The sequence below is a fragment of the Streptomyces sp. NPDC050636 genome, assembly GCF_040654775.1.
GTDB lineage: Bacteria > Actinomycetota > Actinomycetes > Streptomycetales > Streptomycetaceae > Streptomyces.
In genome coordinates, this window is sequence record NZ_JBFAIP010000001.1 from 122,412 (window position 1) to 144,424 (window position 22,013).

The following is a 22,013-nucleotide window of genomic DNA, read 5'->3' on the forward strand; positions in this document are numbered from 1 at the left end:
TGGGGGCCGAGGTGTGTCACCGTCCAGCCCTCGCCGACCCCCTCACCCCGGCACCCGCGCCCCCTCCCCCGCCGCCTCGTAGCCACCCACCACATCACGCACATCCTCGAACCCCCGCGCCTCCAGCAGCGCCGCCGCGATCACCGAACGGTTGCCGCTGCGGCAGTACAGGACGACGGGGCGGTCCCGGTCCAGCTGTGCGATGTGGTCGGGGAGGGTGGCCAGGGGGATGTTGCGGGCGCCGGGGAGAGCGCCCGCCGCGTATTCGGCCGGGTTGCGGACGTCCACCAACTGGCCGTCAAAGCACGGCAGTTCGTCGATTCTGATGCGGCGGCTGCGAGAGACCAGCGCGGGCTTGCGGGCGAGCGTCGCGGCCGGGTCGGGGAGGTGGCCGAGAACACGGTCGTATCCGATGCGGGCGAGGCGGAGGCGCGCCTCGGACTCCTTCCCCGGGTCGGCGAGCAGCACGATCGGTGCGCCTGGGGCCACCACACTGCCCGCGTACTCCGCGAACCGGGTGTCCAGGCTCGTATGCAGGGACCCCGTGAGGTGGGCGTGCGTGTAGGCGGCCAGGGGGCGGCAGTCGAGGAGGGCGGCACCGTGCTCGTCGCGGGCGGCGAGCGCCTCTTCGAGGGTGAGTGCCGGGAGCGGAGCGGGTTCCAGTAGGGGGTGGCCGTCGCGGTTGAGGGCCGCGTCGTGCGCGAAGTAGGCGGGAGTGGCCGGCTGGTCCGCGGTGACCAGGCGGACGAAGTCGGCCTCCGGCATGGGCTGCAGGGCGTAGTTGAGGCGGCGCTGGTCGCCGATGGTGGAGCTGGTCTCGGTGGAGAGGCTGCGGCCGCAGGCCGAGCCGGCGCCGTGTGCGGGAAAGACCCGGGTCGCGTCCGGGAGGGTCAGCAGTTTGGTGTGCAGGGAGCGGTGGAGGTGTACGGCCATGTCGTGCGGGGTGTGCCCGGCGGACGAGAGCAGGTCGGGACGTCCGACATCGCCGACGAAGAGGGTGTCGCCGGTCAGTACGCCGAACGGAACGGCGTCGTCGGGGTGTTCATGGACGACGAGGCAGATGGACTCGGGGGTGTGGCCAGGTGTGGCGAGGACGGTGAGGGTGACCCCGCCGCCGCCTTCCTCTCCGCCGTCGCCGAGCGAGATGCGTTCGCCGTCACGTAACCGGCGCACGGGGAAGCCGGTCTCGGCGGCCTCACCGAAGGCGATGGTGGCGCCGGTCGCCCGCGCCGTTTCGAGATGGCCGGAGAGAAAGTCGGCGTGAATGTGCGTCTCGATGACGAGTTCGATGCGCAGGCCGGCCGCATCCGCCTCGCGCAGGTAGTCGTCGATGTCGCGGCGCGGGTCGATGAGCACGGCCCGCCCGGTGGTCTCGTCGCCGATCAGATACGAGGCCTGGGAAAGGCAGTCGAGGTAGTACTGCGCGAAGTGCACGGTCGGCCTCCAGGTGCGGGGGTGGGCGAAGCCCGTAAGGGACAGCCGGGCGGGTGGGTAACCCCTAAGGCCCTTACAGGGAGGGTGCGTTGTGTGGATGCACGGATGTACGTACATTAGTCCCGTACATTAGGGAGCCGGATGGCAGGCGACAAGTCCCCGCCATCCGGAGCACACCGGCACCACACCCGCACCGCACCCGCACCCGCACCCCCGTACGCTCGCGGAGGAACCGACTATGACGACCGAGCCGTTGGACGGCGAGCACGGACCGCGCCCCCTGGACCGCCGCTCGCCGCTGCCCCTGTGGGCGCAGCTCTTCGACGATCTGCGCCGCCGGATGCAAGCCGACGCGTTCGCCGAGGAGTTCCCGGCCGAGCACCGGCTCACCGCCGAGTACGAGGTCAGCCGGCACACCGTCCGCGAGGCGCTGCGCAAGCTGCGCGCCGACGGCCTGGTGATCGCCGAACGCGGCCGCGCCAGCCGGCTCGGCACCCGGCACATACAGCAGCCGCTCGGCTCGCTCTACAGCCTCTTCCGCGAACTGGAGGGCCAGGGCGTGGAGCAGCGCAGCGAGGTACTGCGGCTGGAGCGGACGGCGGACGGCACGATCGCCGGGCATCTGGGGCTGATCCCGGACGCCCCGCTGATCGTGCTGGAGCGGCTGCGGCTCGCGGACGGCGAACCGCTCGCCCACGACACCGCGTATCTGCCCGCCGAGATCGCCGAGCCGCTGCTGGAGACGGACTTCGGGCACACCTCGCTCTACGGGGAACTGTCGCGACGCTGCGGTGTGAAGGTCACCGGCGGCCAGGAGCGCATCCATCCGTTCCTGCCGGACATCCGGCAGGCGTGGCTGCTGGGACTGGCCGACCGGGAGGCGGCGTTCGCCATCGAGCGACTCGGCCGGGCCGGGGAACGGCCGGTGGAGTGGCGGGAGACGGTGGTGCGCGGCGACCGGTTCACGTTCGTCGCCGAGTGGTCCGACGACAGCCGGGCGGTCGCCCTCGCACCGCGTGCCGCGTGTCCGTCCTCATAGCCGCGGCGCTGCCGTGCGGGCTGCTGATCGGGCTGTTACTGGGCGCGCTCGGCGGCGGCGGTTCGATCCTGGCCGTGCCGGCCCTGGTCTATCTGCTGGACCAGTCGCCGCACGACGCGACCGCGGGAGCGCTGGTGGTGGTCGCGGTCGGTGCCGTCACGGGGCTGGCGTGCCACGCCCGTGCGGGCCGGATCCACTGGGCGTCCGGCGCGGCCTTCGGCACACTGGGCGCGGCCGGGACGTACGTCGGCTCCCGCTGGAGCGCGGCCATGGCGCCGAACGTGTTGATGACGGCGTTCGCGGGCCTGATGTTCGTGGTGGCGGTGGCGCTGGTGTCACGGAGCCTGCGGGAGCGGCGGGCGGCGAAGTCGGCGGAGGCCGTGGCATTACGGGACGCCGCTGAAGGCACCCACCCACCTACTACTCACTCACCTACCCACCCACCTACTCACCCGCTTACGCACCCCGTCCGCATCACCCACATCACCCGCATCGCCGTGACCGCCACCGCCGTCGGGCTGCTCACCGGCTTCTTCGGCGTCGGCGGCGGCTTTGTCGTCGTACCGGCACTCACCCTCGTCCTGGGCCTGGAGATGCCGGTCGCGATCGGCACCTCGCTCCTCGTCATCCTCATCAACTCCCTTACGGCACTGGTCACCCGGGCAGGTACGGGCACCCTGGACTGGCCGCTGCTGACCGGCTTCGCGGCCTGCGCGGCGATCGGCAGCTACCTCGGCAACCGCCTCACCACCCGCCTGCCGTCGCAGACCCTGACCGCCGCCTTCGCCTCCCTCGTCGCCATCCTCGCCGTCACGATGGCGGCCGCCGCCATCCCCCGCCTCTAGGGCCTTTCCGACCCTGACCCATCGGACAGGCCCTGGCCCCCGTCACCTCACCCACCCCACCCCATCCCAGGAGAACCCCCATGGCCACCGCACCGTCCCACCACCAGGTCCTGATCATCGGCGGCGGCACCGCGGGCATCACGGTCGCCGCCCGGTTACGCCGGGCCGGCGTACGGGACATCGCGCTGCTGGAGCCGTCCGAGACGCACTGGTACCAGCCGCTGTGGACGCTGGTCGGCGGCGGCCAGGCCCCGCTGCGCGCCTCGCTGCGGACCGAGGCGGACGTCATCCCGCCCGGCGTGCGCTGGCTGCGCGAACGCGCCACCGCCGTCGACCCGGCCGCCCGCAGGGTCACCACCGCGTCCGGCCGGGTCCTGTCCTACGGGCGCCTGGTCCTCGCGCCCGGACTGCGCCTCGACTGGGACGGCGTGCCCGGCCTGGCCACGGCGCTCGGCCACGGCGGCGTCACCAGCAACTACCGCCCCGATCTCGCCCCGCTCACCTGGGACCTGATCCGCCGGATGCGCCGCGGCACCGCCGTGTTCACCATGCCGGCCGGTCCGGTGAAGTGCGGCGGCGCCCCGCAGAAGATCGCCTACCTGGCGGCCGACCACTGGCGCAAGCGCGGCGTCCTGGACGCCATCCGCGTCATCCTGGTGATCCCGGAACCTGCCCTCTTCAAGGTGCCGGTCTTCTCCCGGGCGCTGGAGGAGACGGCACGGAGGTACGGGATCGAGGTGCGGCTGCGTTCCGAGATGACCGGCCTCGACGGCGCGGCACGCGAGGCGGCGATCACCGATCACGCCACCGGCAGGACCGAGACCGTCCGCTACGACCTGCTGCACGCCGTACCGCCGCAGCGCGCCCCCGAGTGGCTCGCCGACGGCCCGCTCGCCGACCCCGACTCCCCCTACGGGTACGTCAAGGCCGACCGCGAGACCCTCCAACACCCGGACTTCCCCGAGGTGTTCGTACTCGGCGACGTCGCCAACCTCCCCACGTCCAAGACAGGCGCGGCCATCCGCAAACAGGCCCCGGTCGTCGTCACCAACCTCCTCTCCGGGCTGCGCGGCCGCCCCGCCACCGCCCGCTACGACGGCTACACGTCCTGCCCCCTGGTCACCGCCCGGCACAAGATGCTGCTCGCCGAGTTCGACTACGACCTGCGGCCCGCCCCGTCGATCCCCTTCATCGACACCACCAGGGAACGCACCGACATGTGGCTCCTCAAGCGCTACGGGCTTCCGCAGCTCTACTTCAAGGGGATGCTGAAGGGGTTGGCGTAGCCGAGACCGCCGCCGGGGCTGGTGACCCGGCCATGACCCATCGGACAGGCCCTAGTGGCCCGAGTCGGAGATTCTCCGACTCAGGCCACTAGGTGACACAGGCGATAACAGGTGGAAGTCGTGGCCCGAGTGCCCGGGCCGGGGCGAAACGGGCCCCGGGGTGCCCCGCCGTTCCTGTGTTTTCGGCGCCACCCATATGCTTCCCGGTCGAAAGCCGATCGCGCGCCAGTCTCCGTCCAACTGAGCAGGCGCGATGGGGGAGTTCGACCAACAGGAGACCGTAGTTGTCGCGCCGCATGTTCAGCCGTACGTCCATCCGCACCTCCCGCCGTACCTGCGCCCTGCGCGCCGCCGCGCCCATCGCTATCCTGGCCCTCGCCCTGACCGCCTGCGGGGGCTCCGACTCCGGCGGCAAGGCGGCGGACAAGGCGAAGCGGGGCTCGTCCGACAGCACGCCGAAGGGTGACAATCCCGAGGGTGGCGAGGCGGAGTCCGGGCCGATGAAGGCCGGCGAGTCCGTCACCGTCCCCTTCAAGGAGGACGCCGCCAAGATCACGTACGAGATCACCGCGCAGAAGGTCGACCTGAGCACCGAGGCCGAGGCGAAGAAGATTGCCAATGACCCCAAGAACGCCAAGGGTCTCATCGCCGCCATCGCCCATGTGAAGTTCACCAACAAGTCCGGTGGTGTGGTGGAGAGTTCGCCCGACGTCGGCATGGCGACCGAGATCTACGCGGACGGCGCCCCCGCGAGTCTGGTGCTGATGGCCGCCGAGGACGCACCCGGCTGCGACCGCACCATCGACATCGAGAACTGGAAGGCCGGGCAGAGTTACACCATCTGCCGGACCTACATGGTCCCGGCAAACGCCAAGGAGATCGAGGTCCGCTGGTCCGATCAGGGCGGCACGACGCACAGCTGGGCCTTCGCCGCCAAGTAGGCCGGGCGCCGCTCCTGGCCCGGCCGGCACCACCACGTCACCCTCGTGACCGCCGCCCACGCCTTCCTCACCGAACAACGCCTGGCCCCAAAAGTCCCCACGCCGGCCTCACCCTCCACCACGTCCTCGACGCTCTCCAGGACGTCCTGAGGTGCTGGACCGGCATCTGCACCACCTGCCACCAACCCCGCCCCAGCAGGACACACACGACGCCAAGATCGAGACAGACCTCACGCAGTCCCACTAGGGACTGTCCGATGGGTCAGGGTCGGACAGTCCCCTGATCCGCGGCGGCGGCTTCCGACACGACGCCCGGACGCGTACCGGGGACGGCCGGCTGTCGTTTGTCGTGCCTGCCCAGCGCCGCGAGGGTCAGGGTCACGGCGACCGAGCCGGCCGCCATCAGCGTCATCGCCGTGGCCGGGGAGGTCAGTTGGGCCAGCGTGCCCGCGAGGGCAGCGCCGACGCCCTGCAGCGCGGCCATGCCGGTGGCGTGCAGGCCGAGGGCTTGGCCCGCGAGGTCGTCGGGAGTGAGGGACATCAGGCGTTCCTGCAGGACCAGGCTCGCGGCGAAGCCGACGGAGGCGACGGTGACGGCCACGGCCGACAGTGCCGCTCCCGGCTGTAGGACGAAGAACAGGTAGGGAGCCGCGAGCAGCAGGCGCAGCGGGGTCGCGAGACGGGGGCGCAACGCGGGCGGTACCAGGCGGCCCACCGCCATGTCGCCCAGGAACATGCCCAGCGCCCCGCACGCGTACAGCGTGCCGGCGGCTCCGGGGGCGTAGGAGACGTAGAGCGAATCGCCGCCGACCACCAGGCCGTTGGGGACCCACAGGCCCAGGAACGTCAGGCGGCGGGGGCGTGAGGACCACAGGAGGGCGTTGGTGCGCCAGGTCGCCGAGGCGGACGGGCGGCCGGAGGAGCGCGGTGGGCGGGCCGTGAGGCCCAGGCGGGTGACGAGGGCCGACATCAGGTACAGCGCCGCCGCGAGGAGCAGGCAGGTCCTTGGGGACAGGAGCGCCAGCAGTGCGCCGCCCGTCGCGAAACCGGCCATCTGCATCAGGCCCCAGAGCATGTTGTACACCGAACGGCCCAGGACATAGCCGTCCTTGGACAGGATCTCGTTCAGCAGTCCCCCGCGCACTCCCCCGCCCAGCGACGCGACCAGGCCCTGCAGGAGTACGACGGCGAAGACCGCCCAGACCGGCAGGCCGGGCAGCGCCAGCACCGCCGTACCGGCCGCGAAGGCGAGGGCCATGCCGGAAAGGACCGCGCGCGGGGGCAGGCGGTCGGCGCCCGAGAGCAGGAACGCGGCCCCCAGCAACTGCGCCAGCTGCGGGCCGAACATGCTCACCGCCGACAGGAGCGGGGAGCCGGTGGCCCGGAAGACCAGCGTGGCGAGGGCCAGGCCGCCGATCGTCTGGGCCGCGGCGAAAGCGGCGAAGGAGAGCAGGAACGGAGTGAACTCCGGGGTGCGGAACAGGGTTCGGTAGCTGCGCATGCGTCGAAGTCTCGGAGCGGTCCGGGGGCCGTGTTTACTGTTTCGCCGACACGCGAAAGGTCGTACGCATGGGCTTGTGGCAGATCGACACCGACACCCTCGCCGGCAGCCGGTTCGTGCTCTCGCCGTTCGCCGAGACCTTCGCGAGCCTGAAGCTGCTGCACGCGGGGACCGGCGCCCATCCGGGCGAGGAGGCCTGGCTGCGCGCGCACCTGCCCGGCTACCGCGCGCGCCTCGCGGCCGACCCGGTGACCGCGCTGCTCGTGCGGGCGGGACTCGGCGCGTCCTGGATCGCCGACTTCCTCTGCCCCACCTCGTGCGTCGGGGAGAGCTTCGAGAAGACCGTGGCCCGGGTGCGGGCGGCCGGGGCCGGGGAGGCGCGCGCCAACCTCCGCGTGTCCCTCCGGGGCCCGCTCCCCGCCGCCCTGGAGCGGGACGACCTGCCCGAGCGGGCGACCGCGCTCCTGACGTACGTCTGGGAGGAGACCGTACGACCGTACTGGGAGCGTCGGCGGCGCGTCCTGGAGGCCGACGTGGTCGCGCGGACCGCGCGGGTGAGCCAGGGCGGCTGGGCGGCCGTGCTGGACTCGCTGCGGCCGGGGACGCGGTGGCTCGGGGAGAGCCGGATCCAGGTCAACCTGAACGCGTATCCGCCGCGGGAGATCGCCGCCGGGGCCGAGCTGCTGTTCATGCCGGTGACGCCGAGCACCGGGTGGGTGTCGTGGGAGGGACGGGAGCGGTACGCCGTCGTCTACCCGTGTCTCGGGGTGCTCGCCGAGGACCACGACCGGCGGCCCGTCCCTGCCGGGCTCGGGGCGCTCATCGGGACTGCGCGGGCCGGATTGCTGGTGCTGCTCGGGACTCCCATGAGTACGACCCAGCTGGTCGCCGTGACCGGGCAGGGGCTGGGGTCGGTGGGACGGCATCTGCGGGTGCTGCTGGACGCCGGGTTGGCGGAGCGGCGGAGGGCCGGGCGGTCGGTGCTGTACGTGCGGACGGCGGCCGGGGAGGTGCTCGTGGAGGCGTCGGGCGCCGGTTCCGGCTCCCGGGAGCCGGGACCGGGGCCGGATCGCCGCTCGTGTCAGGCTCGGGCATGACAGAGGTCAGCGTCCGACGCACAGGCACCCTCCGACGGCGAGCACCAGGACGCCGGACACCGCCTACCCCGCCCCCACTGCCTAACCCACCCCCACCACCTCCCCCACCACACACCCCACATTGTCCGGCGCCCCCGCCTCGCGGGCGAGTGCGACCAGGTCCCGTACCGCCTGCTCGGGGTCGGCGGCCGTCGTCAGGGCTTCCTGGATCGTTTCGGTCGGCACGACCCCGTACAGGCCGTCAGTGCACAGCAGATAGCGCTCGCCCGGTCGTGCCTCCAGCAGTTGGAGGTCGGGCGCGAACTCGTCGCCCCCGTCCAACGCCCGCAGCAGCAGCGCGCGCTGGGGGTGTGACGGTGCCTCCTCCGGGGTGAGCCGGCCCTCGTCGATGAGGGATTGGACGACGCTGTGGTCGTGGGTGATCCGGAAGAGGCCGGAGTCGCGCAGTACGTACGCGCGCGAGTCCCCGATGTGCAGCAACGCCAGCTGCGAGCCGGAGCGGAGCAGCGCGGTGAGTGTGCTCCCGGTCCCGTTCGCCTCGTCCGCGCCGGACGGGGCTGCGTGGTTGGCGCGTCGGGCCGCCTCCTCCAGGACTTCCAGCAGATCCGCCGATGTCAGATCGGTGTCCTCCAGGGACGTGAGTTCGGCGATCGCGGCGGCCGCGGCCGGGCCGCCACTCGGGCCGTAGCCGTCGGCCACGGCGAGCAGCCGCGGTCCGGCGTACGCCACGTCCTGGTTGGCCGGGCGGGCCAGCCCCCGGTCGCTCAGCGCGGCGTAGCGCATCGTCAAAGGGGAGTCGTCATGGCGTGGTTCGGTCATTGCGGTGTCCTTCCTGGACAGCTGGTCAACGAGGAAGGCGGCCAGGTCCCGGCGGGCGGCGGTGTCGGCCTCGACCTGCGCCCAGTACGCGGCGACCGCCTCGGCGGCCGGGCCCGGCGCCAGCTCGCACACGTCACGGATGCGGGCGAGCGGCATACCGAGCCGGCGCAGCCAGGCGACCAGCCGGGCCCGCTCCAACTGGGCCGGGGCGTAGCGGCGGTAGCCGCTCCACGGGTCGACGCGGGCGGGCGTCAGCAGGCCGAGCTCGTCGTACAGGCGCAGCGCCTTGGGCGACAGCCGGGAGGCCCGGGCGAACGCCCCGATGGTCAGCAGGGCGGCAGTATCCGCCGGTCCCTCCGTACCCATCGCCCCCTGCACATCCGCCATACGTCCGTCCTCCTCGTGCCGGGCGCGGCGCCCGGCTCACCCGATGCTGGCGCTTCCCCCAAGGGCAAGGTCAAAGGGCCAGGGAACGGGAAAGGGGCGGGCGCCGCGTGCGGTCAGTCCGCCGCCGGGTCCAGTCGGCTCAGTGCCGCGACCGTCAGCGCCTGGACGCCCATGGTGAGCGTCGGACGGACGACCGGCACGAAGCGCGGTGAGTGGTTGGACGGGATGTCCTGCGCCAGGCGGCCGGCCGCCAGCGCCGTGCGGAACTCCTCCGGGTCCCAGCCGCCCAGCCACCAGTAGTAGAGCGGCGCGTCGGCGGCGGTCGCCAGCAGGCCGGCATCCTCGCTGCCGGTGGCCGGGGCGTATTTGAACAGCCGTTCCTCGCCGAAGAGTTGGGCGAATCGCTCGTTGACCTTGCGGAGGGTGAGGGAGTCGTTGACGGTTACCGGGAAGGTGTCGAGGATCTCGGTTTCGGGTGCCCGGTCCGCGCCGGACGCGGTGGCCTCGGCGCGGGCGATGCGGTCGATGGCGGCCAGCACCCTGGCCCGTACCGCCTCGTCGAAGCTGCGGACGCTGAGGCGTACGACCGCCCGGTCGGGGATCACGTTGGCGGTGCCCCCGGCGTGGAACGAGCCGACGGTGACCACGGCCTGCTCGTTGGGGGCGACCTCGCGGGCCACGACGGACTGCACCCGCTGCACGAACGACGCCGCCATCAGGATCGGGTCGACGGTGGTCTCGGGCCGGGAGCCGTGGCCGCCGGTGCCGTGGAAGGTGATCTCCAGGCTGTCGGCGGCGGCCATGCAGGCGCCGGGGCAGTACGCGATCAGTCCGGCGCCGAACGGGGCGACATGCTGGGCCAGCACCACATCGGGGGTGGGGATGAGGTCCTTGCTGTAGAGGCCGTCGTCCAGCATGGCCTGGGCGCCGCTGCCGATCTCCTCGGCGGGCTGGAAGAGGACGACCAGCGTGCCGGACCAGTGTGCGCGGCCCGCGGCCAGCAGGTCCGCGGCGCCCAGCAGACAGGTGACATGGACGTCATGGCCGCAGGCGTGCATCCGGCCGGGAACCGTGGAAGCGTAGGCCAGGCCGGAATGTTCGGTGACGGGCAGCGCGTCCATGTCGGCGCGCAGCAGGACCACCGGCCCCGGGCCGTTGCGCAGCACGCCGGCGACGCCGGTGTGCGCGATACCGGTGGTGACCTCATAGCCGTACCGGGTCAGCCGGCGGGCGGCCTCGGCGGCGGTACGGGTCTCCTGGAAGCCGAGTTCGGGGTGCCGGTGCAGGTCTTCGTAGAGCGCCACGAGGTCCGCGAGGCGGGCGTCGAGCGGGGCCAGGACGGGGGCGGGGGCGGAGTTGTCACTGGAGTTGTCACTGTCGCTCATGCGCGCATTCGACCATGGACGCCCGCCCCGGCGCCGACGGAGCGGCCAGGAAGCAACACACCGTCCCGCCCCGTTCCCTGGCCGGACTTCGCCGCTGGCCACCCGTATCCCCGTGACACCGGGGCGCACGGCTGCGACCGTGGATCAACCTGCCCAGGGCGATGCCCGAGATGACCCACGACGACGACCGAGATGACCCAAGTCGACGACCGGAGGCCGACGTTGGCGACTTCACCCTTCCAACCGACCGGCGAGCCCCGCGACATCGCGGCCCATCTGATGGACCAGGCCCTGGGACATCTGTTTTCCGCCGCGCTGCGCACCGCGGCCCAGTACCGCATCGCCGACCTCCTCTCCGAGGGCCCGCGTACGCCCGAGCAGCTGGCCGCCGCGACCGACACCCACCCGCCGCATCTGCGCCGGGTGCTGCGCTATCTCGCCGCGCGCGGCATCTTCCATGAGGACGCGGCGGGCGCCTTCACGCTCACACCGGCCGCCAGGGCGCTGCGTACCGACGCCCCCGACTCCCTGCACCCGGCCGTCATGATGATCACCGACGATCTCTTCCTGCGGACCTCGGCGGGCATGGCGGAGACCGTCCGGCACGGCGGGGCGTCCTTCGAGCGGCTCTTCGGGACGCCGTTCTTCGATCATCTGATGTCGGATCCGGCCACGCGCGATCTCTTCGACGGCGGGATGGCGTCGCTGTCCGGCCCGGTGGACGATGCCGTGGTCGCCGCGTACCCGTTCCCCGAGCACGGCACGGTCGTGGACATCGGCGGCGGCCGCGGCGGGCTGCTGCGCGCCGCCCTCCGCCGCCATCCGGAGCTGACCGGGGTGCTCTTCGACCAGGCGCCGCCGCTGGCCCACCACCTGCTGGACGGCGACGACCTGAAGGGACGCTGGCGCACCCAGGAGGGCGACTTCTTCGCGTCGGTACCGGAAGGCGGCGATGTCTACGTCCTCAAGCATGTGCTGCACGACTGGCCGGACGAGGCCTGCCGGCGCATCCTGCGCAACTGCCACCGCGCGATGGCGAAGGGCAGCCGGCTGCTGGTCATCGACTGTGTGCTGCCGCCGGGCAATGCGCCGCACTTCGGCAAGACGTTGGATGTCGCGATGATGGCCGTCCTCGACGGGCAGGAGCGCAGCGCGGAGGAGTTCTCGACGCTGCTGTCGGCCGGCGGCTTCCGGCTGACACGGGTGCTGCCGACGGCGGCCTTCCCGTCGATCGTGGAGGCGGTCGCCGAGTAGCGGAGGCTGCCCCGACACGACACGACACGCCGCGCACCCCTCCCACCGCTGGCGGCGGCTCCCGCCCCGCGCTGTACTGATTCCACCCCGCGCGCCCGCCCGAGGCCCGGAACCAGCGCAAGGAGCCGCCATGTCCAGCCCCGCCCTCCCCGCGCCCGTGCAGCGCGCCCTGCGCTCCGCGAACGGCGGCGACATCGACGGTTTCCTCGCCGCCTTCGCCGACGACGGGGCGGTCAACGACTGGGGCCGGGAGTTCCGCGGGCATGACGCGATCCGCGACTGGAGCGACGGCGAGTTCATCGGCAAGCAGGTCACCCTCGACGTGACGGATGCGTGGACCGAGGGCGCCACGACCACGGTCAGCACCCAGGTCGGCGGCAACGGCTTCACCGGCCCGTCCGCCTTCGCCTTCACCGTCGAGGACGACCGCATCGCCCTGATGCGGATCATGGGCTGACGGGCGGCGTCGACCGCGCGGCACGGGCTGACGAGAGGAGCTGACGTGGCGGTTCGGATGCGGGCGCGCAGCCGCGACGAGGCGCACCGCAGCGCCACCCCGCTGGAGCTCTTCTTCGACCTGTGCTTCGTCGTGGCCATCGCCCAGGCCGGCCGGCAGCTGGTGCACGCGCTGGCCGAGGGACACCCGGGGCACGGCATCACCGGCTATCTGATGGTCTTCTTCGCCATCTTCTGGGCCTGGGTCAATTTCACCTGGTTCTCGTCGGCGTACGACACCGACGACGTGCCGTACCGCGTGGTGACCCTCGTCCAGATCGCGGGCGTGCTGATCCTGGCCGCCGGTGTGCCGCGGGCCTTCGGCGACAGCGATTTCACCTACGTCTGGTTCGGCTATCTGGTGATGCGGCTGGCCCTGGTCACCCAGTGGCTACGGGCCGCGTTCAGCAGCGAGGGCAGGGACCGGCGTATCGCGCTGAGCTATGCGCTGGGCCTGAGCCTGTGCCAGATCGGCTGGCTGGCGCTGCTGTTCCTGCCCGAGGGGGTCCTCCCCTGGGTGTTCCTGGTGATGGCCCTGCTGGAGATGTCCGTACCGGCCATCGCGGAGCGGCGGTGGCAGACGACCTGGCATCCGCATCACATCGCCGAGCGGTACGGCCTGTTCACAATCATCGTGCTCGGCGAGACGATCGCGGCGGCCACCGTGGCCGTGCAGTCCGCGCTGGACGAGAACGACGAGCTGGGCACGCTGCTGCCGATCGCGGGCGGCGGCCTGCTGCTGGTCTTCGCCGCGTACTGGATCTACTTCGCGGTCCCCATCCACCTGCATCTGCGCACCAACAGCCAGGCGTTTCTGTGGGGCTACGGCCACTACCTGGTGTACGCGTCGGCGGCGGCGGTCGGCGCGGGGATCGAGGTCGCGGTGGAGCAGGCGTTCGACAAGGCACATCTGTCGACGTTCGCGGCGTCCGCGTGTGTCACGGTGCCCGCTGCCCTGTTCATGTTCACGGTGTGGCTCATCCACTCCCGGCACCAGAAGCGCGGCCTGGCTCAGCAGCTGGTCCTGCCGGTGTCGTCGGTCCTGGTCCTGGCCTGCACCTTTGCCGGGCATTGGGCGGTCCTGGCGGCCGGCCTGGTGGCGTCCGTGACGGTCGCGGTCGGCGTCACCCTGACGGCGCGGCAGGGTACGGCGCTGGAGGAGTAGCGGCGGGTGGGCCACCGGAGGGGTGGCCTGCGTGGGCAGGTTACGCCCCGCCCACCCGCGGGTAGCCCATTAGCGTGTCGAACGGCCGTACGTGGCCGCCGGTCACCCTGAGTCGGCGTCACATTCAGCCATCTTCGACTGCTGCCATACGGACGCATTCACCAGGACAACCCCTTCCGCAATCCCGAGCATTTCACCGCCAATTCGGCGCCAATTCGCCGTCCGGAGACCGGACTTAACACAGCTTCGCTCTCTTGTTCCCCACTCTTCGCCGGAGGCGGAGGCAGCGCTTCCACGCGAACGCGGTAGGGTGCATATTGCCCTTTTTATACCGGCGGGTACTCCGTACGGGCACCCCCCAAGGGCCGTCCATCGTCCGCACCTGAGGAGACGCCAGCCATGGCCGCCCGCCACGCACAGTCCCGCGCGCGCAGGAGACTGTCCGCGCGCAGCAAGGCCGTGAGCGGTCTCGCCGTCACCACGCTCGTCGGCACCGCCCTGTGGGCCTGGCCTGCCTCGGGCAACGACCACGACGGGAAGACGGACGCCAAGAGCGGCGCGCACCGGACCGTCGCCGGCCCGCAGCGGCCCGCCGCCCGCGCCGACCGCACCATGCCGAACGCCGCGCCGACCGCCCGGCCGATTCCGAACCTCAGCGAAGCCGTACGGAAGCAGATACCGGCCGACTCCCGCCAGGTACTGGTCGTCACGGGCGAGGGACCCGACTCCTACGACTCCCGTGTCGTCCTCTACACCCGCGCCGAGGGCTCCCGCAGCTGGCATCCGGGCCCCACCTGGGCCGCGCACAACGCCGCCCACGGCTGGACCAGGAAGCACTACTACGGCGACCTCCGATCCCCGGAGGGCGTCTTCACCCTCACCGACGCGGGCGGCCTGCTGCCCGCCCCCAAGGGCACCAAGCTCCCCTACAACCGGAGCGACAGCTTTGTCGCCAACGGCACCGGCGTGGAGGGCGAGCCGCTGGCCGGTGCCTTCGACTACGTCATCGCCATCAACTACAACCGGGTGCCGGGCACGTCCCCCCTGGACCAGCAGCGCCCGCAGGGCGACGCCAGGGGCGGCGGCGTCTGGCTGCATGTCGACCACGACGGACCCACCCAGGGCTGCGTGAGCCTCAAGCCCGAGGTGATGAAGGAGCTGCTGCGCACCCTCGACCCCGACCAGCACCCGGTCATCGTCATGGGACCGGCCGGTCACTGACCGACGCCCGCCCTCGGACAGGCCCTGGGGCGGCGTGGTACGCATGACCCATGGCTGACGCGCAGCAGGGCCCGGGCGGACCGGGGCGAGACCACGGCGGGCCGGCGGACGCCTCGCACGCCCCGGGCCCGCGCGACGCGTTGACCGATGTCCACGGCCTGCAGGTCGGCCACGCCCAGCGCGTCGGCGACGGATATCTCACCGGCACCACCGTCGTCCTCGCCCCCGAGGGCGGCGCCGTCGCGGCCGTCGACGTACGCGGTGGCGGGCCCGGCACCCGGGAGACGGACGCGCTGGATCCGCGCAATCTCGTGTCACACGTCGAGGCGATCGTGCTGACCGGCGGCAGTGCCTTCGGGCTGGACGCCGCGTCCGGTGTGGCCCGGTGGCTGGAGGAGCGGGGCCGCGGCTTCCGCGTCGGTCCCGATCCCGCGCAGGTGGTCCCGGTCGTGCCGGCCGCGGCCCTGTTCGACCTCGGGCGCGGCGGCGACTGGCGGGCCCGTCCGGACGCCGCGCTGGGTCGGGCGGCGGCCGAGGCCGCGGCGGGTGGAGGACCGGGCGCGGCGGTCGCACAGGGCAATACGGGCGCCGGTACGGGCGCGGTGGCCGGCGGCCTCAAGGGCGGGACCGGCACGGCGAGCCTGGTGCTGCCGTCGGGCGTCACGGTCGCCGCACTGACCGCGGTCAACGCGTCCGGCTCGGTCGCCGATCCGCGCACCGGAGCTCTCTACGGCCGGCTGCACGAGGGCCCGGACGCGTTCCCGTCCGCCGATGTGCACGCCACCGCGCAACGACGGCTGGCGGCGGCCCGGGAGACCTCACAGGCCCGTCTGGCCGCCTCGGTGCTGCCGCCGCTCAACACCGTCCTCGCCGTGGTCGCCACCGACGCCGCCCTGACCCGCGCCCAGGCCCACAAGCTGGCGGGCACCGCGCACGACGGCCTGGCCCGTGCCGTCCGCCCGGTCCATCTCCTCTCCGACGGCGACACGGTCTTCGCGCTGTCCACCGGTGCCCGCCCGCTCGCTTCGGAAGAGGCGCTCGCCGACCCGGTGTTCGGCGGGCACGTGGCGGCGGGCGCGCTGAACGACATCCTGGCCGCGGGGGCCGACGTGCTGGCGCGCGCGGTGGTGAAGGCCGTTCTCGCGGCGGAGACGGTGGACGGTCCGGGCGGTCTGTTCCCGTCCTATCGGGAGCTGTACGGGGACTGACGGGCGGGTGGGGGCGGGTGGCGGCGCAAGGAGGGCATACGGGCCGGATGAGGCCCGTAGGGGCGCGCCCGTACGGGTGAACCGGCCCGGTCGGGTCCTGAGCCGGCGTCCCCCAGGTCAGACCCCCGTCGCCCCCAGCAGCGTCCCCGCCGCGTAGGTCACCGCCATCGCCACCGCCCCGCCCGCCGCATTGCGCAGCACCGCGCGGCGCACCGGGGCAGCACCCAGGCGGGCGCTGCTCCAGCCGCACAGTGCCAGCGCGGCGAGCACCGCGGCCACGGTGACCGGCAGCCGGAGCATGGCGGGCGGCAGCACGATCGCCAGCAGCGGCAGCAGCGCGCCGGCGGTGAAGGCGAGGAAGCTGGCGCCGGCCGCATGCCACGGGTTGGTGAGTTCGTCGGGATTGATGCCCAGCTCGACCTCGGCGTGTGCGCGCAGCGCATCGTGCTCGGTGAGCTGCTCGGCGACCTCGCGGGCCAGCTCGGCGCTCAGCCCCTTGCCCTCCAACAGCTCGGTCAGCTCGACGAGTTCGGCCTGCGGTTCGGCCGCCAGCTCGCGCTTCTCCAGGGCCAGGGCGGCCTTTTCGGAATCGCGCTGGGTGGAGACGGAGACGTATTCGCCGGCGGCCATCGACATCGATCCGGCCAGCAGTCCGGCGAGCCCGGCGGTCAGCAGGACGCCACGGTCATCGGTGGCTCCCGCGACGCCGACGACGAGTCCGGCCGTGGAGACCACACCGTCGTTGGCACCGAGGACCGCGGCCCGCAGCCAGTTGAGGCGGCTGCCGAGTCCGCCGCCGTGCGCCTCGTCGTGCTCCGGTGTCCCAACGCTCATCCACCGAGCGTCTCATCATCCCCCGGTCTCGGCTCCTCCCCCGCCCGGGAGGCGCCCCCGTCGCCGCGCTCCCGCGCGACGCCCCCGCATCGTCCCGAAATCGCCGGTGATAGAACGGCCATATGTCCGCAGAGCCACCCCCCACGCCGCCTCCGTCCCCTCCTCCGCCGACGCTCGTCCAGCCGGCCCCCCGTGAGCCCGCACCGCGCCGCCGACTGTGGTGGCACCAGCTGATCCTCGGGCTCTGGTACCGGCCGGTGGACGTCATGGACGAGGCCCGGGACCGCAGCGCGTGGAGTGCGGCGCTGATGCTGTGTCTGGTCAGCGGCGGTGTCGGGGTGTTGTCGGTGGGCGCCTTCCGGCAGCAGTGGTCGGCCGACCGCATGATGGCGCTACAGCTCGCCGGGCTTGCCGAGGCGGGTGTGCTGACCGCCAGCTTCGTTCTGGGGGCGGTCACCCATGCCATAGCCCGCACCCTCGGCGGCACCGGCCGCTTCGCGCCGACGGCGAGCCTGTTCATCGTGCTGTTCTGGGTGGCCGGCCTGCCGCGGCTGGCGATCGCGGCCTGGTTGCCGACCGGCGCCACCATCGTCCAGGCCGCCACCTGGACGACATGGGGCTTCGGTTACGTCCTCGCGGTGCTGCTCATACGGGGTCAGCACCATCTCTCGACGCGTAAGTCCGTGGCCGCGGTGTCGGTGCAGATGCTGACCGCGCTGGCCCTGATCAAGGTGGGTCCGGTGCACTGAGCCACCAGGCAGGAACGCCCGGCGGCGCCGGCGTCAGCTGCGCCTCGTCAACCGCCGTACGAGTCCGGCGAACGCCTCACGCTCGGCGGCGCTCAGCTCCACGCTCTCCCACGGCGGCCCGCCGGGCCCGGCCTGCCGCGGCACCGAGCTGAGCAGCTGCTGCCGCCGAAGCCGGCCCGATGCCTCGGCGCGCTCCCGTCGCGACAGTCTGACCAGCCCGGTGACCCAGGTGACCATCGCTACGAGGAGTACGGCGAATCCGATCAGCTGCAGAATCGAAACGGCGGGGAGCATGCGGTCCTCCCGGACGGGTGGGGCGCTGGGTGAATCCAGTAGACACCACACCTTGGAACTTCCGACAGAGGATCTTGGTACTTAAGTCCTGAAGTGACGCATCTCCTATGACATTTCACTCCTTTCCCAACAGTGCGCGGGCTTCGGCGCGCCTCTCACACCCCTCCGGCACGGCGGAGTCCCGCCCATCCCATTGGACACCCCGGCCCCTTCCCCGCGCCGAAGATCGCCCCCGACGATGGCGGCAGCCCGTCCGCGACGTGAGGAGTACGCACGTGCCGCAGCCGCCCCGGCCACCCGCCGACGCCGACGCACAGCCCGACGCCCCCGCTGCCGCCCGCGCCCTGGACGGCATCCTCGTCGCCGACTTCAGCCGGGTGCTGGCCGGGCCGCTGGCCGCCGCGACACTCGCCGACCTCGGCGCCGAGGTGATCAAGGTGGAGCGGCCCGGCACCGGCGACGACACCCGCGCCTGGGGCCCGCCGTTCGCCGTGGACGGCACCGCCGCGTACTTCGACGCCGCCAACCGCTCCAAGCGCGGCCTCGCCCTGGATCTCGGCGATCCGGACGATGCGGCCGCGGCCCGCGAGCTGGCGCGCCGGGCCGACGTACTGATCGAGAACTTCCGCCCCGGCGCACTCGCCAAATACGGCCTGGACCATGCCACCACCCGCGCCGCCAACCCCCACTTGGTGCACTGCACCATCACCGGTTTCGGCTCCGGCGAGGGCGCGCACCTCCCCGGCTACGACTTCGTCGCGCAGGCCGTGGGAGGCCTGATGAGCATCACCGGCGAGCCCGGCGGCACGCCCCTGAAGGCGGGTGTCGCGCTGGTGGACGTCCTGACCGCCAAGGACGCCACCACCGGCATCCTCGCCGCCCTGCGGCACCGCGACCGCACCGGCGAGGGCCAGCTGGTGGAGGTGAACCTGCTCTCCTCCCTGCTCGGCTCGCTGGTCAACCAGGCGTCCGGGTATCTGGCCACCGGCCGCGACCCCGGCCCGATGGGCAACCGCCACCCGAGCATCGCCCCGTACGAGACACTGGCCTGCCGGGACGGGCTGCTCGCGGTGGCGGTCGGCAATGACCGCCAGTTCCGGGCGCTGGCGCGGGCGCTGGGTGCGGCCGAACTCGCGGAGGACACCCGGTTCCTGCGCAATCAAGATCGCGTGCAGAACCGGACTGCCCTGGTCAAGGAACTGGAGGACCGGCTGGCCACAGACACACCGCAGGGCTGGGCCAAGCGGCTGGCCGCCGTGTCCGTGCCGTGCGGGCCGGTCAACACCGTCTCCGAGGCCCTGGAGTTGGCGGCGCGGCTCGGGCTCGAACCCGTCACCCCGGTCGGTAACGGACGAATTCCCCAAGTCGCCAGCCCGCTCCGGCTCTCAAGGACACCGGTCACCCACCCTTGGGCGCCACCCCGTCTGGACGAACACGGCACGCCACTGCGAACCTGGCTGTCAGGGCCGCCCGATCAACCCCTCCCCCCGCGGGTGTGACCTTCGTCACAACCCGGCCGTGCCCGCAACCAAACCAGCCCGTAGGTGCTGTTTACCAGCACGGAATCACAACACCCCTGTATGGAGCAGCTCGTGACATCGCCGGACAACCCCGCGGCCGCACGGTCCCGCACCCCTCACCAGCCGCTCCAGCTCTCCGGGCAGCAGGAGCCGGGCACCCCACGCCGTTCCCGCCGGATGCGCCGCACGCTGGCCGCGACCGCGCTTCTCGCGGCGGGCGCGCTCGCCCTGTCCGCCTGCGGCGGCGACGCCGAGGCCGGCGGCCACGGCGACGACAAGAACAGCCAGGCCGGCGCGGATGCCGCGGCCGCCAAGGACGCCTCCCAGGCGAAGATCAAGGTCTCGTCGAAGAACGGCGCCACCGACGCCAGCATCAATGACACCGGGGTGAAGGTCACCGGTGGCAAGTTGACGGATGTGAAGCTCACCGTGGCCGAGTCCGGCGCGGTCGTGGCGGGCGCCATATCGGCGGACGGTTCCTCCTGGAAGCCCGGCGTCCAGCTGGAGCGCGGCACCAAGTACAAGATCGTCGCGAATGCCAAGGACACCAAGGGTCGTTCGGCCACCGAGAACGCGACCTTCACCACGGTCTCGTCGGCCAACAGCTTCATCGGCAGCTACACCCCCGACAGCGGCAAGACCGTCGGCGTCGGCATGCCGGTGTCCTTCACCTTCGACAAGGTGATCACGAACAAGAAGGACGTCCAGTCCCACATCAAGGTGACGTCCAGCAGCGGCCAGCAGGTCGTCGGCCACTGGTTCGGGTCCCAGCGTCTGGACTTCCGGCCGGAGGACTACTGGAAGGCCGGCTCCAAGGTCACCATGAACATCGACCTGGACGGTGTGCAGGGCGGCGAGGGCATCACCGGCGTGCAGTCCAAGACGGTGTCCTTCACCATCGGGCGCTCGCAGGTCTCCACGGTCGACATGAACACCCAGACCATGACGGTCAAGCGGGACGGCAAGACCTTCAAGTCGATCCTGATCTCCGGCGGCAGCGCCGAGAACCCGACCTACAACGGCCAGATGGTGATCTCGGAGAAGTTCGAGCAGACCCGGATGGACGGCTCCACCGTCGGCTTCACGAAGGAGGACGGCAAGGGCGAGTACGACATCAAGGACGTCCCGCACGCCATGCGGCTCTCCTCCTCCGGCACGTTCATCCACGGCAACTACTGGGGCGACCCATCGATCTTCGGCCGCGCCGGCACCAGCCACGGCTGCGTCGGCCTGAAGGACGCCAAGGGTGGCGGCGGCAACACCCCGGGCAAGTGGTTCTTCCAGAACTCGCTGGTCGGCGATGTCGTCATCGTGAAGAACTCGAAGGACGAGACCATCAAGCCGGACAACGGCCTCAACGGCTGGAACATGCCCTGGTCCGAGTGGCAGGCGGGCAGCGCGGCCTGACGGGCAAGCGCTGACGTACGCGAACGGTGGCCGGTCCCTGAGGGGGCCGGCCACCGTCGTATATGGCGTATGCGCGGACCCGCCGACATCGGCGAAGTCCCGCGGCGTGGGTGACCGACTCGGGCCGGCCTCCTATCGCGCCGAGTGCTTGTGCATCAGCTCCACCACACCCGCGATGCCCTCGGCCCCGTGGCCGTCCGCGACCCGCCGCTTCATCAGCGCGAACAGCGGGGCGAAGAGCTCCGGACTGACGCCCTGTGCGCGGCTGACGTCGCCGATGCTGTCGTGCGAGACCTGCATCGCGAGGGGGGAACCGGTGACGGAGTAGTCGCCGGAGTCGATCTGCGCCGCCATCTCGGGGAGGCCGCCGCTCATCGCTCGCAGCCACGGCGCCAGCAGCGAGGAGGTGAACTCCGCGACGGGGGCGCCCGCCGAGCGGACGAGCGCCGCCGCGTGCAGAAAGCCGCCGAACATCCCGTACATACCGCTCAGCAGGGCCAGGTCGTTGAGCGGCGCCAGCCCGGGGTCCGCTCCCAGGTAGACGCTGCGGGCGAAGGCGTCCAGCACGCCCCGGTGCGTCTCGAACGCCTCGCACGAGCCGCTGTAGAGAACGAAGGCCTCGGGCCGCGCGATCATCTCGGGGACGGCCATGATCCCGCCGTCGAGATACTCGGCCCCTAGCGCCGTCACCCGCTCCGCCATGGCACGCGCCTCCTCGGGCGAACCGTTGGTCACATTGACCACGACGCGCCCCTTCAGTGCCGTGCGGCCTCCCTGCTCCAGCAGCGCGCCGACATCGGCGTAATCGAGGATGCAGACGATGACCACCTCGCCGGCCGCCACCGCCTCGGACACCGATCCGGCGCGATGCGCACCCCGCTCAACGAGCCCGTCCGCCCTGCCGGGCGTACGGTTCCACACCGTCACCCGGTACCCCGCCATGAGCAGCGCGTCCGCCAGCGCCGTACCCATGCTCCCGAGTCCGAGAACCGAGACACTCTTCTTCACCGACATAACGAAAGTGAACTCCCGCCTTGTTGCTGCTGGTTGGCGTGTGATCGCAGCTGATGTGCCGCTGAACCAGTCTTGGCGGGAGTTCAGTACCGGACAAGTACCCACTATTTAGTGCGTA

20 protein-coding genes and 1 pseudogene are annotated in these 22,013 nt (G+C 72.0%); 14 read left to right on the plus strand and 7 right to left on the minus strand.

Translation table 11 applies throughout. The features are described 5' to 3' along the window. Positions 1-42: 42 nt before the first annotated feature. Positions 43-1,434: an MBL fold metallo-hydrolase gene (locus AB0I10_RS00615; RefSeq protein ID WP_363150073.1), complete on the minus strand. Its 1,392-nt coding sequence runs from the start codon at positions 1,432-1,434 to the stop codon at positions 43-45. A 238-nt stretch (positions 1,435-1,672) separates the two neighbouring features. Between AB0I10_RS00615 and AB0I10_RS00620 the strand changes: the two genes are divergently transcribed. From AB0I10_RS00620 to AB0I10_RS00640, 5 genes and pseudogenes are all read left to right on the plus strand, one after another. After that, positions 1,673-2,473, plus strand: coding sequence for a GntR family transcriptional regulator (locus tag AB0I10_RS00620; RefSeq protein ID WP_363150074.1), 801 nt, complete (start codon positions 1,673-1,675; stop codon positions 2,471-2,473). Continuing rightward, positions 2,458-3,318: a sulfite exporter TauE/SafE family protein gene (locus AB0I10_RS00625; RefSeq protein ID WP_363150075.1), complete on the plus strand. Its 861-nt coding sequence runs from the start codon at positions 2,458-2,460 to the stop codon at positions 3,316-3,318. Before AB0I10_RS00620 ends, AB0I10_RS00625 begins: the two co-directional genes overlap by 16 nt. A gap of 80 nt (positions 3,319-3,398) precedes the next feature. Further along, a complete protein-coding gene (locus AB0I10_RS00630) occupies positions 3,399-4,604 on the plus strand; it encodes an FAD/NAD(P)-binding oxidoreductase (protein ID WP_363150076.1) in 1,206 nt (401 codons plus the stop codon). Positions 4,605-4,888: 284 nt separating this feature from the next. Then, complete coding sequence (locus tag AB0I10_RS00635; RefSeq protein WP_363150077.1) at positions 4,889-5,545, plus strand: hypothetical protein; 657 nt, start codon at positions 4,889-4,891, stop codon at positions 5,543-5,545. A 9-nt stretch (positions 5,546-5,554) separates the two neighbouring features. After that, a pseudogene (locus AB0I10_RS00640) lies at positions 5,555-5,695 on the plus strand (IS701 family transposase); the annotation flags it as partial. Positions 5,696-5,807: 112 nt separating this feature from the next. Here the strand turns inward: AB0I10_RS00640 and AB0I10_RS00645 are convergent. Then, positions 5,808-7,046: an MFS transporter gene (locus AB0I10_RS00645; protein WP_363150078.1), complete on the minus strand. Its 1,239-nt coding sequence runs from the start codon at positions 7,044-7,046 to the stop codon at positions 5,808-5,810. A 68-nt stretch (positions 7,047-7,114) separates the two neighbouring features. On the opposite strand from AB0I10_RS00645, the gene AB0I10_RS00650 reads away from it, so the two are divergent. After that, positions 7,115-8,143 (plus strand): helix-turn-helix domain-containing protein, encoded by a 1,029-nt coding sequence (locus AB0I10_RS00650; protein WP_363150079.1) that lies wholly within the window; start codon positions 7,115-7,117, stop codon positions 8,141-8,143. Positions 8,144-8,224: 81 nt separating this feature from the next. Here AB0I10_RS00650 and AB0I10_RS00655 read toward each other — a convergent pair whose 3' ends face one another. Together AB0I10_RS00655 and AB0I10_RS00660 are read right to left on the minus strand one after the other, a co-directional pair. Further along, positions 8,225-9,349 (minus strand): MerR family transcriptional regulator, encoded by a 1,125-nt coding sequence (locus AB0I10_RS00655; protein WP_363150080.1) that lies wholly within the window; start codon positions 9,347-9,349, stop codon positions 8,225-8,227. Positions 9,350-9,462: 113 nt separating this feature from the next. Then, complete coding sequence (locus AB0I10_RS00660; protein WP_363150081.1) at positions 9,463-10,734, minus strand: amidohydrolase; 1,272 nt, start codon at positions 10,732-10,734, stop codon at positions 9,463-9,465. 222 nt (positions 10,735-10,956) lie between these two features. Here AB0I10_RS00660 and AB0I10_RS00665 point away from each other — a divergent pair, with 222 nt between their 5' ends. The 5 genes from AB0I10_RS00665 (at position 10,957) to AB0I10_RS00685 (ending at position 16,077) form a co-directional block, all read left to right on the plus strand. Then, positions 10,957-11,988, plus strand: a complete 1,032-nt coding sequence (locus AB0I10_RS00665; protein ID WP_363150082.1) for a methyltransferase — start codon at positions 10,957-10,959, stop codon at positions 11,986-11,988. Between the two features lie 130 nt (positions 11,989-12,118). Further along, positions 12,119-12,445, plus strand: coding sequence for a nuclear transport factor 2 family protein (locus AB0I10_RS00670; protein ID WP_363150083.1), 327 nt, complete (start codon positions 12,119-12,121; stop codon positions 12,443-12,445). A gap of 45 nt (positions 12,446-12,490) precedes the next feature. Next, entirely contained in the window at positions 12,491-13,648 is a 1,158-nt protein-coding gene (locus tag AB0I10_RS00675; protein WP_363150084.1) for a low temperature requirement protein A, read from the plus strand. Positions 13,649-14,047: 399 nt separating this feature from the next. After that, complete coding sequence (locus AB0I10_RS00680; protein WP_363150085.1) at positions 14,048-14,869, plus strand: L,D-transpeptidase family protein; 822 nt, start codon at positions 14,048-14,050, stop codon at positions 14,867-14,869. Between the two features lie 50 nt (positions 14,870-14,919). Next, entirely contained in the window at positions 14,920-16,077 is a 1,158-nt protein-coding gene (locus AB0I10_RS00685) for a P1 family peptidase (RefSeq protein WP_363150086.1), read from the plus strand. Positions 16,078-16,194: 117 nt separating this feature from the next. On the opposite strand, the gene AB0I10_RS00690 is transcribed toward AB0I10_RS00685, so the two are convergent. After that, positions 16,195-16,911 carry a VIT family protein gene (locus tag AB0I10_RS00690; protein ID WP_363150087.1) on the minus strand — a complete coding sequence of 239 codons (717 nt, stop codon included), beginning with the start codon at positions 16,909-16,911 and terminating at the stop codon, positions 16,195-16,197. Between the two features lie 122 nt (positions 16,912-17,033). Between AB0I10_RS00690 and AB0I10_RS00695 the strand changes: the two genes are divergently transcribed. Next, positions 17,034-17,660, plus strand: coding sequence for a Yip1 family protein (locus AB0I10_RS00695; RefSeq protein WP_363150088.1), 627 nt, complete (start codon positions 17,034-17,036; stop codon positions 17,658-17,660). 33 nt (positions 17,661-17,693) lie between these two features. Here the strand turns inward: AB0I10_RS00695 and AB0I10_RS00700 are convergent, their stop codons facing one another. Then, the gene (locus AB0I10_RS00700; RefSeq protein ID WP_363150089.1) at positions 17,694-17,954 is read right to left on the minus strand and encodes a hypothetical protein; all 261 of its coding nucleotides are present in this window, start codon (positions 17,952-17,954) and stop codon (positions 17,694-17,696) included. Positions 17,955-18,229: 275 nt separating this feature from the next. Here AB0I10_RS00700 and AB0I10_RS00705 point away from each other — a divergent pair, with 275 nt between their 5' ends. Further along, positions 18,230-19,453 (plus strand): CoA transferase, encoded by a 1,224-nt coding sequence (locus AB0I10_RS00705; RefSeq protein WP_363150090.1) that lies wholly within the window; start codon positions 18,230-18,232, stop codon positions 19,451-19,453. An 81-nt stretch (positions 19,454-19,534) separates the two neighbouring features. Then, positions 19,535-20,881: an Ig-like domain-containing protein gene (locus AB0I10_RS00710; RefSeq protein ID WP_363150091.1), complete on the plus strand. Its 1,347-nt coding sequence runs from the start codon at positions 19,535-19,537 to the stop codon at positions 20,879-20,881. Positions 20,882-21,013: 132 nt separating this feature from the next. Here AB0I10_RS00710 and AB0I10_RS00715 read toward each other — a convergent pair whose 3' ends face one another. Further along, entirely contained in the window at positions 21,014-21,895 is an 882-nt protein-coding gene (locus tag AB0I10_RS00715) for an NAD(P)-binding domain-containing protein (RefSeq protein ID WP_363150092.1), read from the minus strand. Positions 21,896-22,013 lie beyond the last annotated feature (118 nt).

Coding starts and splice junctions, on each gene's coding strand:
- AB0I10_RS00645 (WP_363150078.1), bottom strand. CDS start 7,046: ATGCGCAGCTACCGAACCCTGTTCCGCACCCCGGAGTTCACTCCGTTC.
- AB0I10_RS00620 (WP_363150074.1), top strand. CDS start 1,673: ATGACGACCGAGCCGTTGGACGGCGAGCACGGACCGCGCCCCCTGGAC.
- AB0I10_RS00700 (WP_363150089.1), bottom strand. CDS start 17,954: ATGCTCCCCGCCGTTTCGATTCTGCAGCTGATCGGATTCGCCGTACTC.
- AB0I10_RS00690 (WP_363150087.1), bottom strand. CDS start 16,911: ATGAGCGTTGGGACACCGGAGCACGACGAGGCGCACGGCGGCGGACTC.
- AB0I10_RS00630 (WP_363150076.1), top strand. CDS start 3,399: ATGGCCACCGCACCGTCCCACCACCAGGTCCTGATCATCGGCGGCGGC.
- AB0I10_RS00715 (WP_363150092.1), bottom strand. CDS start 21,895: ATGTCGGTGAAGAAGAGTGTCTCGGTTCTCGGACTCGGGAGCATGGGT.
- AB0I10_RS00650 (WP_363150079.1), top strand. CDS start 7,115: ATGGGCTTGTGGCAGATCGACACCGACACCCTCGCCGGCAGCCGGTTC.
- AB0I10_RS00660 (WP_363150081.1), bottom strand. CDS start 10,734: ATGAGCGACAGTGACAACTCCAGTGACAACTCCGCCCCCGCCCCCGTC.
- AB0I10_RS00655 (WP_363150080.1), bottom strand. CDS start 9,349: ATGGCGGATGTGCAGGGGGCGATGGGTACGGAGGGACCGGCGGATACT.
- AB0I10_RS00670 (WP_363150083.1), top strand. CDS start 12,119: ATGTCCAGCCCCGCCCTCCCCGCGCCCGTGCAGCGCGCCCTGCGCTCC.
- AB0I10_RS00710 (WP_363150091.1), top strand. CDS start 19,535: ATGGAGCAGCTCGTGACATCGCCGGACAACCCCGCGGCCGCACGGTCC.
- AB0I10_RS00680 (WP_363150085.1), top strand. CDS start 14,048: ATGGCCGCCCGCCACGCACAGTCCCGCGCGCGCAGGAGACTGTCCGCG.
- AB0I10_RS00685 (WP_363150086.1), top strand. CDS start 14,920: ATGGCTGACGCGCAGCAGGGCCCGGGCGGACCGGGGCGAGACCACGGC.
- AB0I10_RS00695 (WP_363150088.1), top strand. CDS start 17,034: ATGTCCGCAGAGCCACCCCCCACGCCGCCTCCGTCCCCTCCTCCGCCG.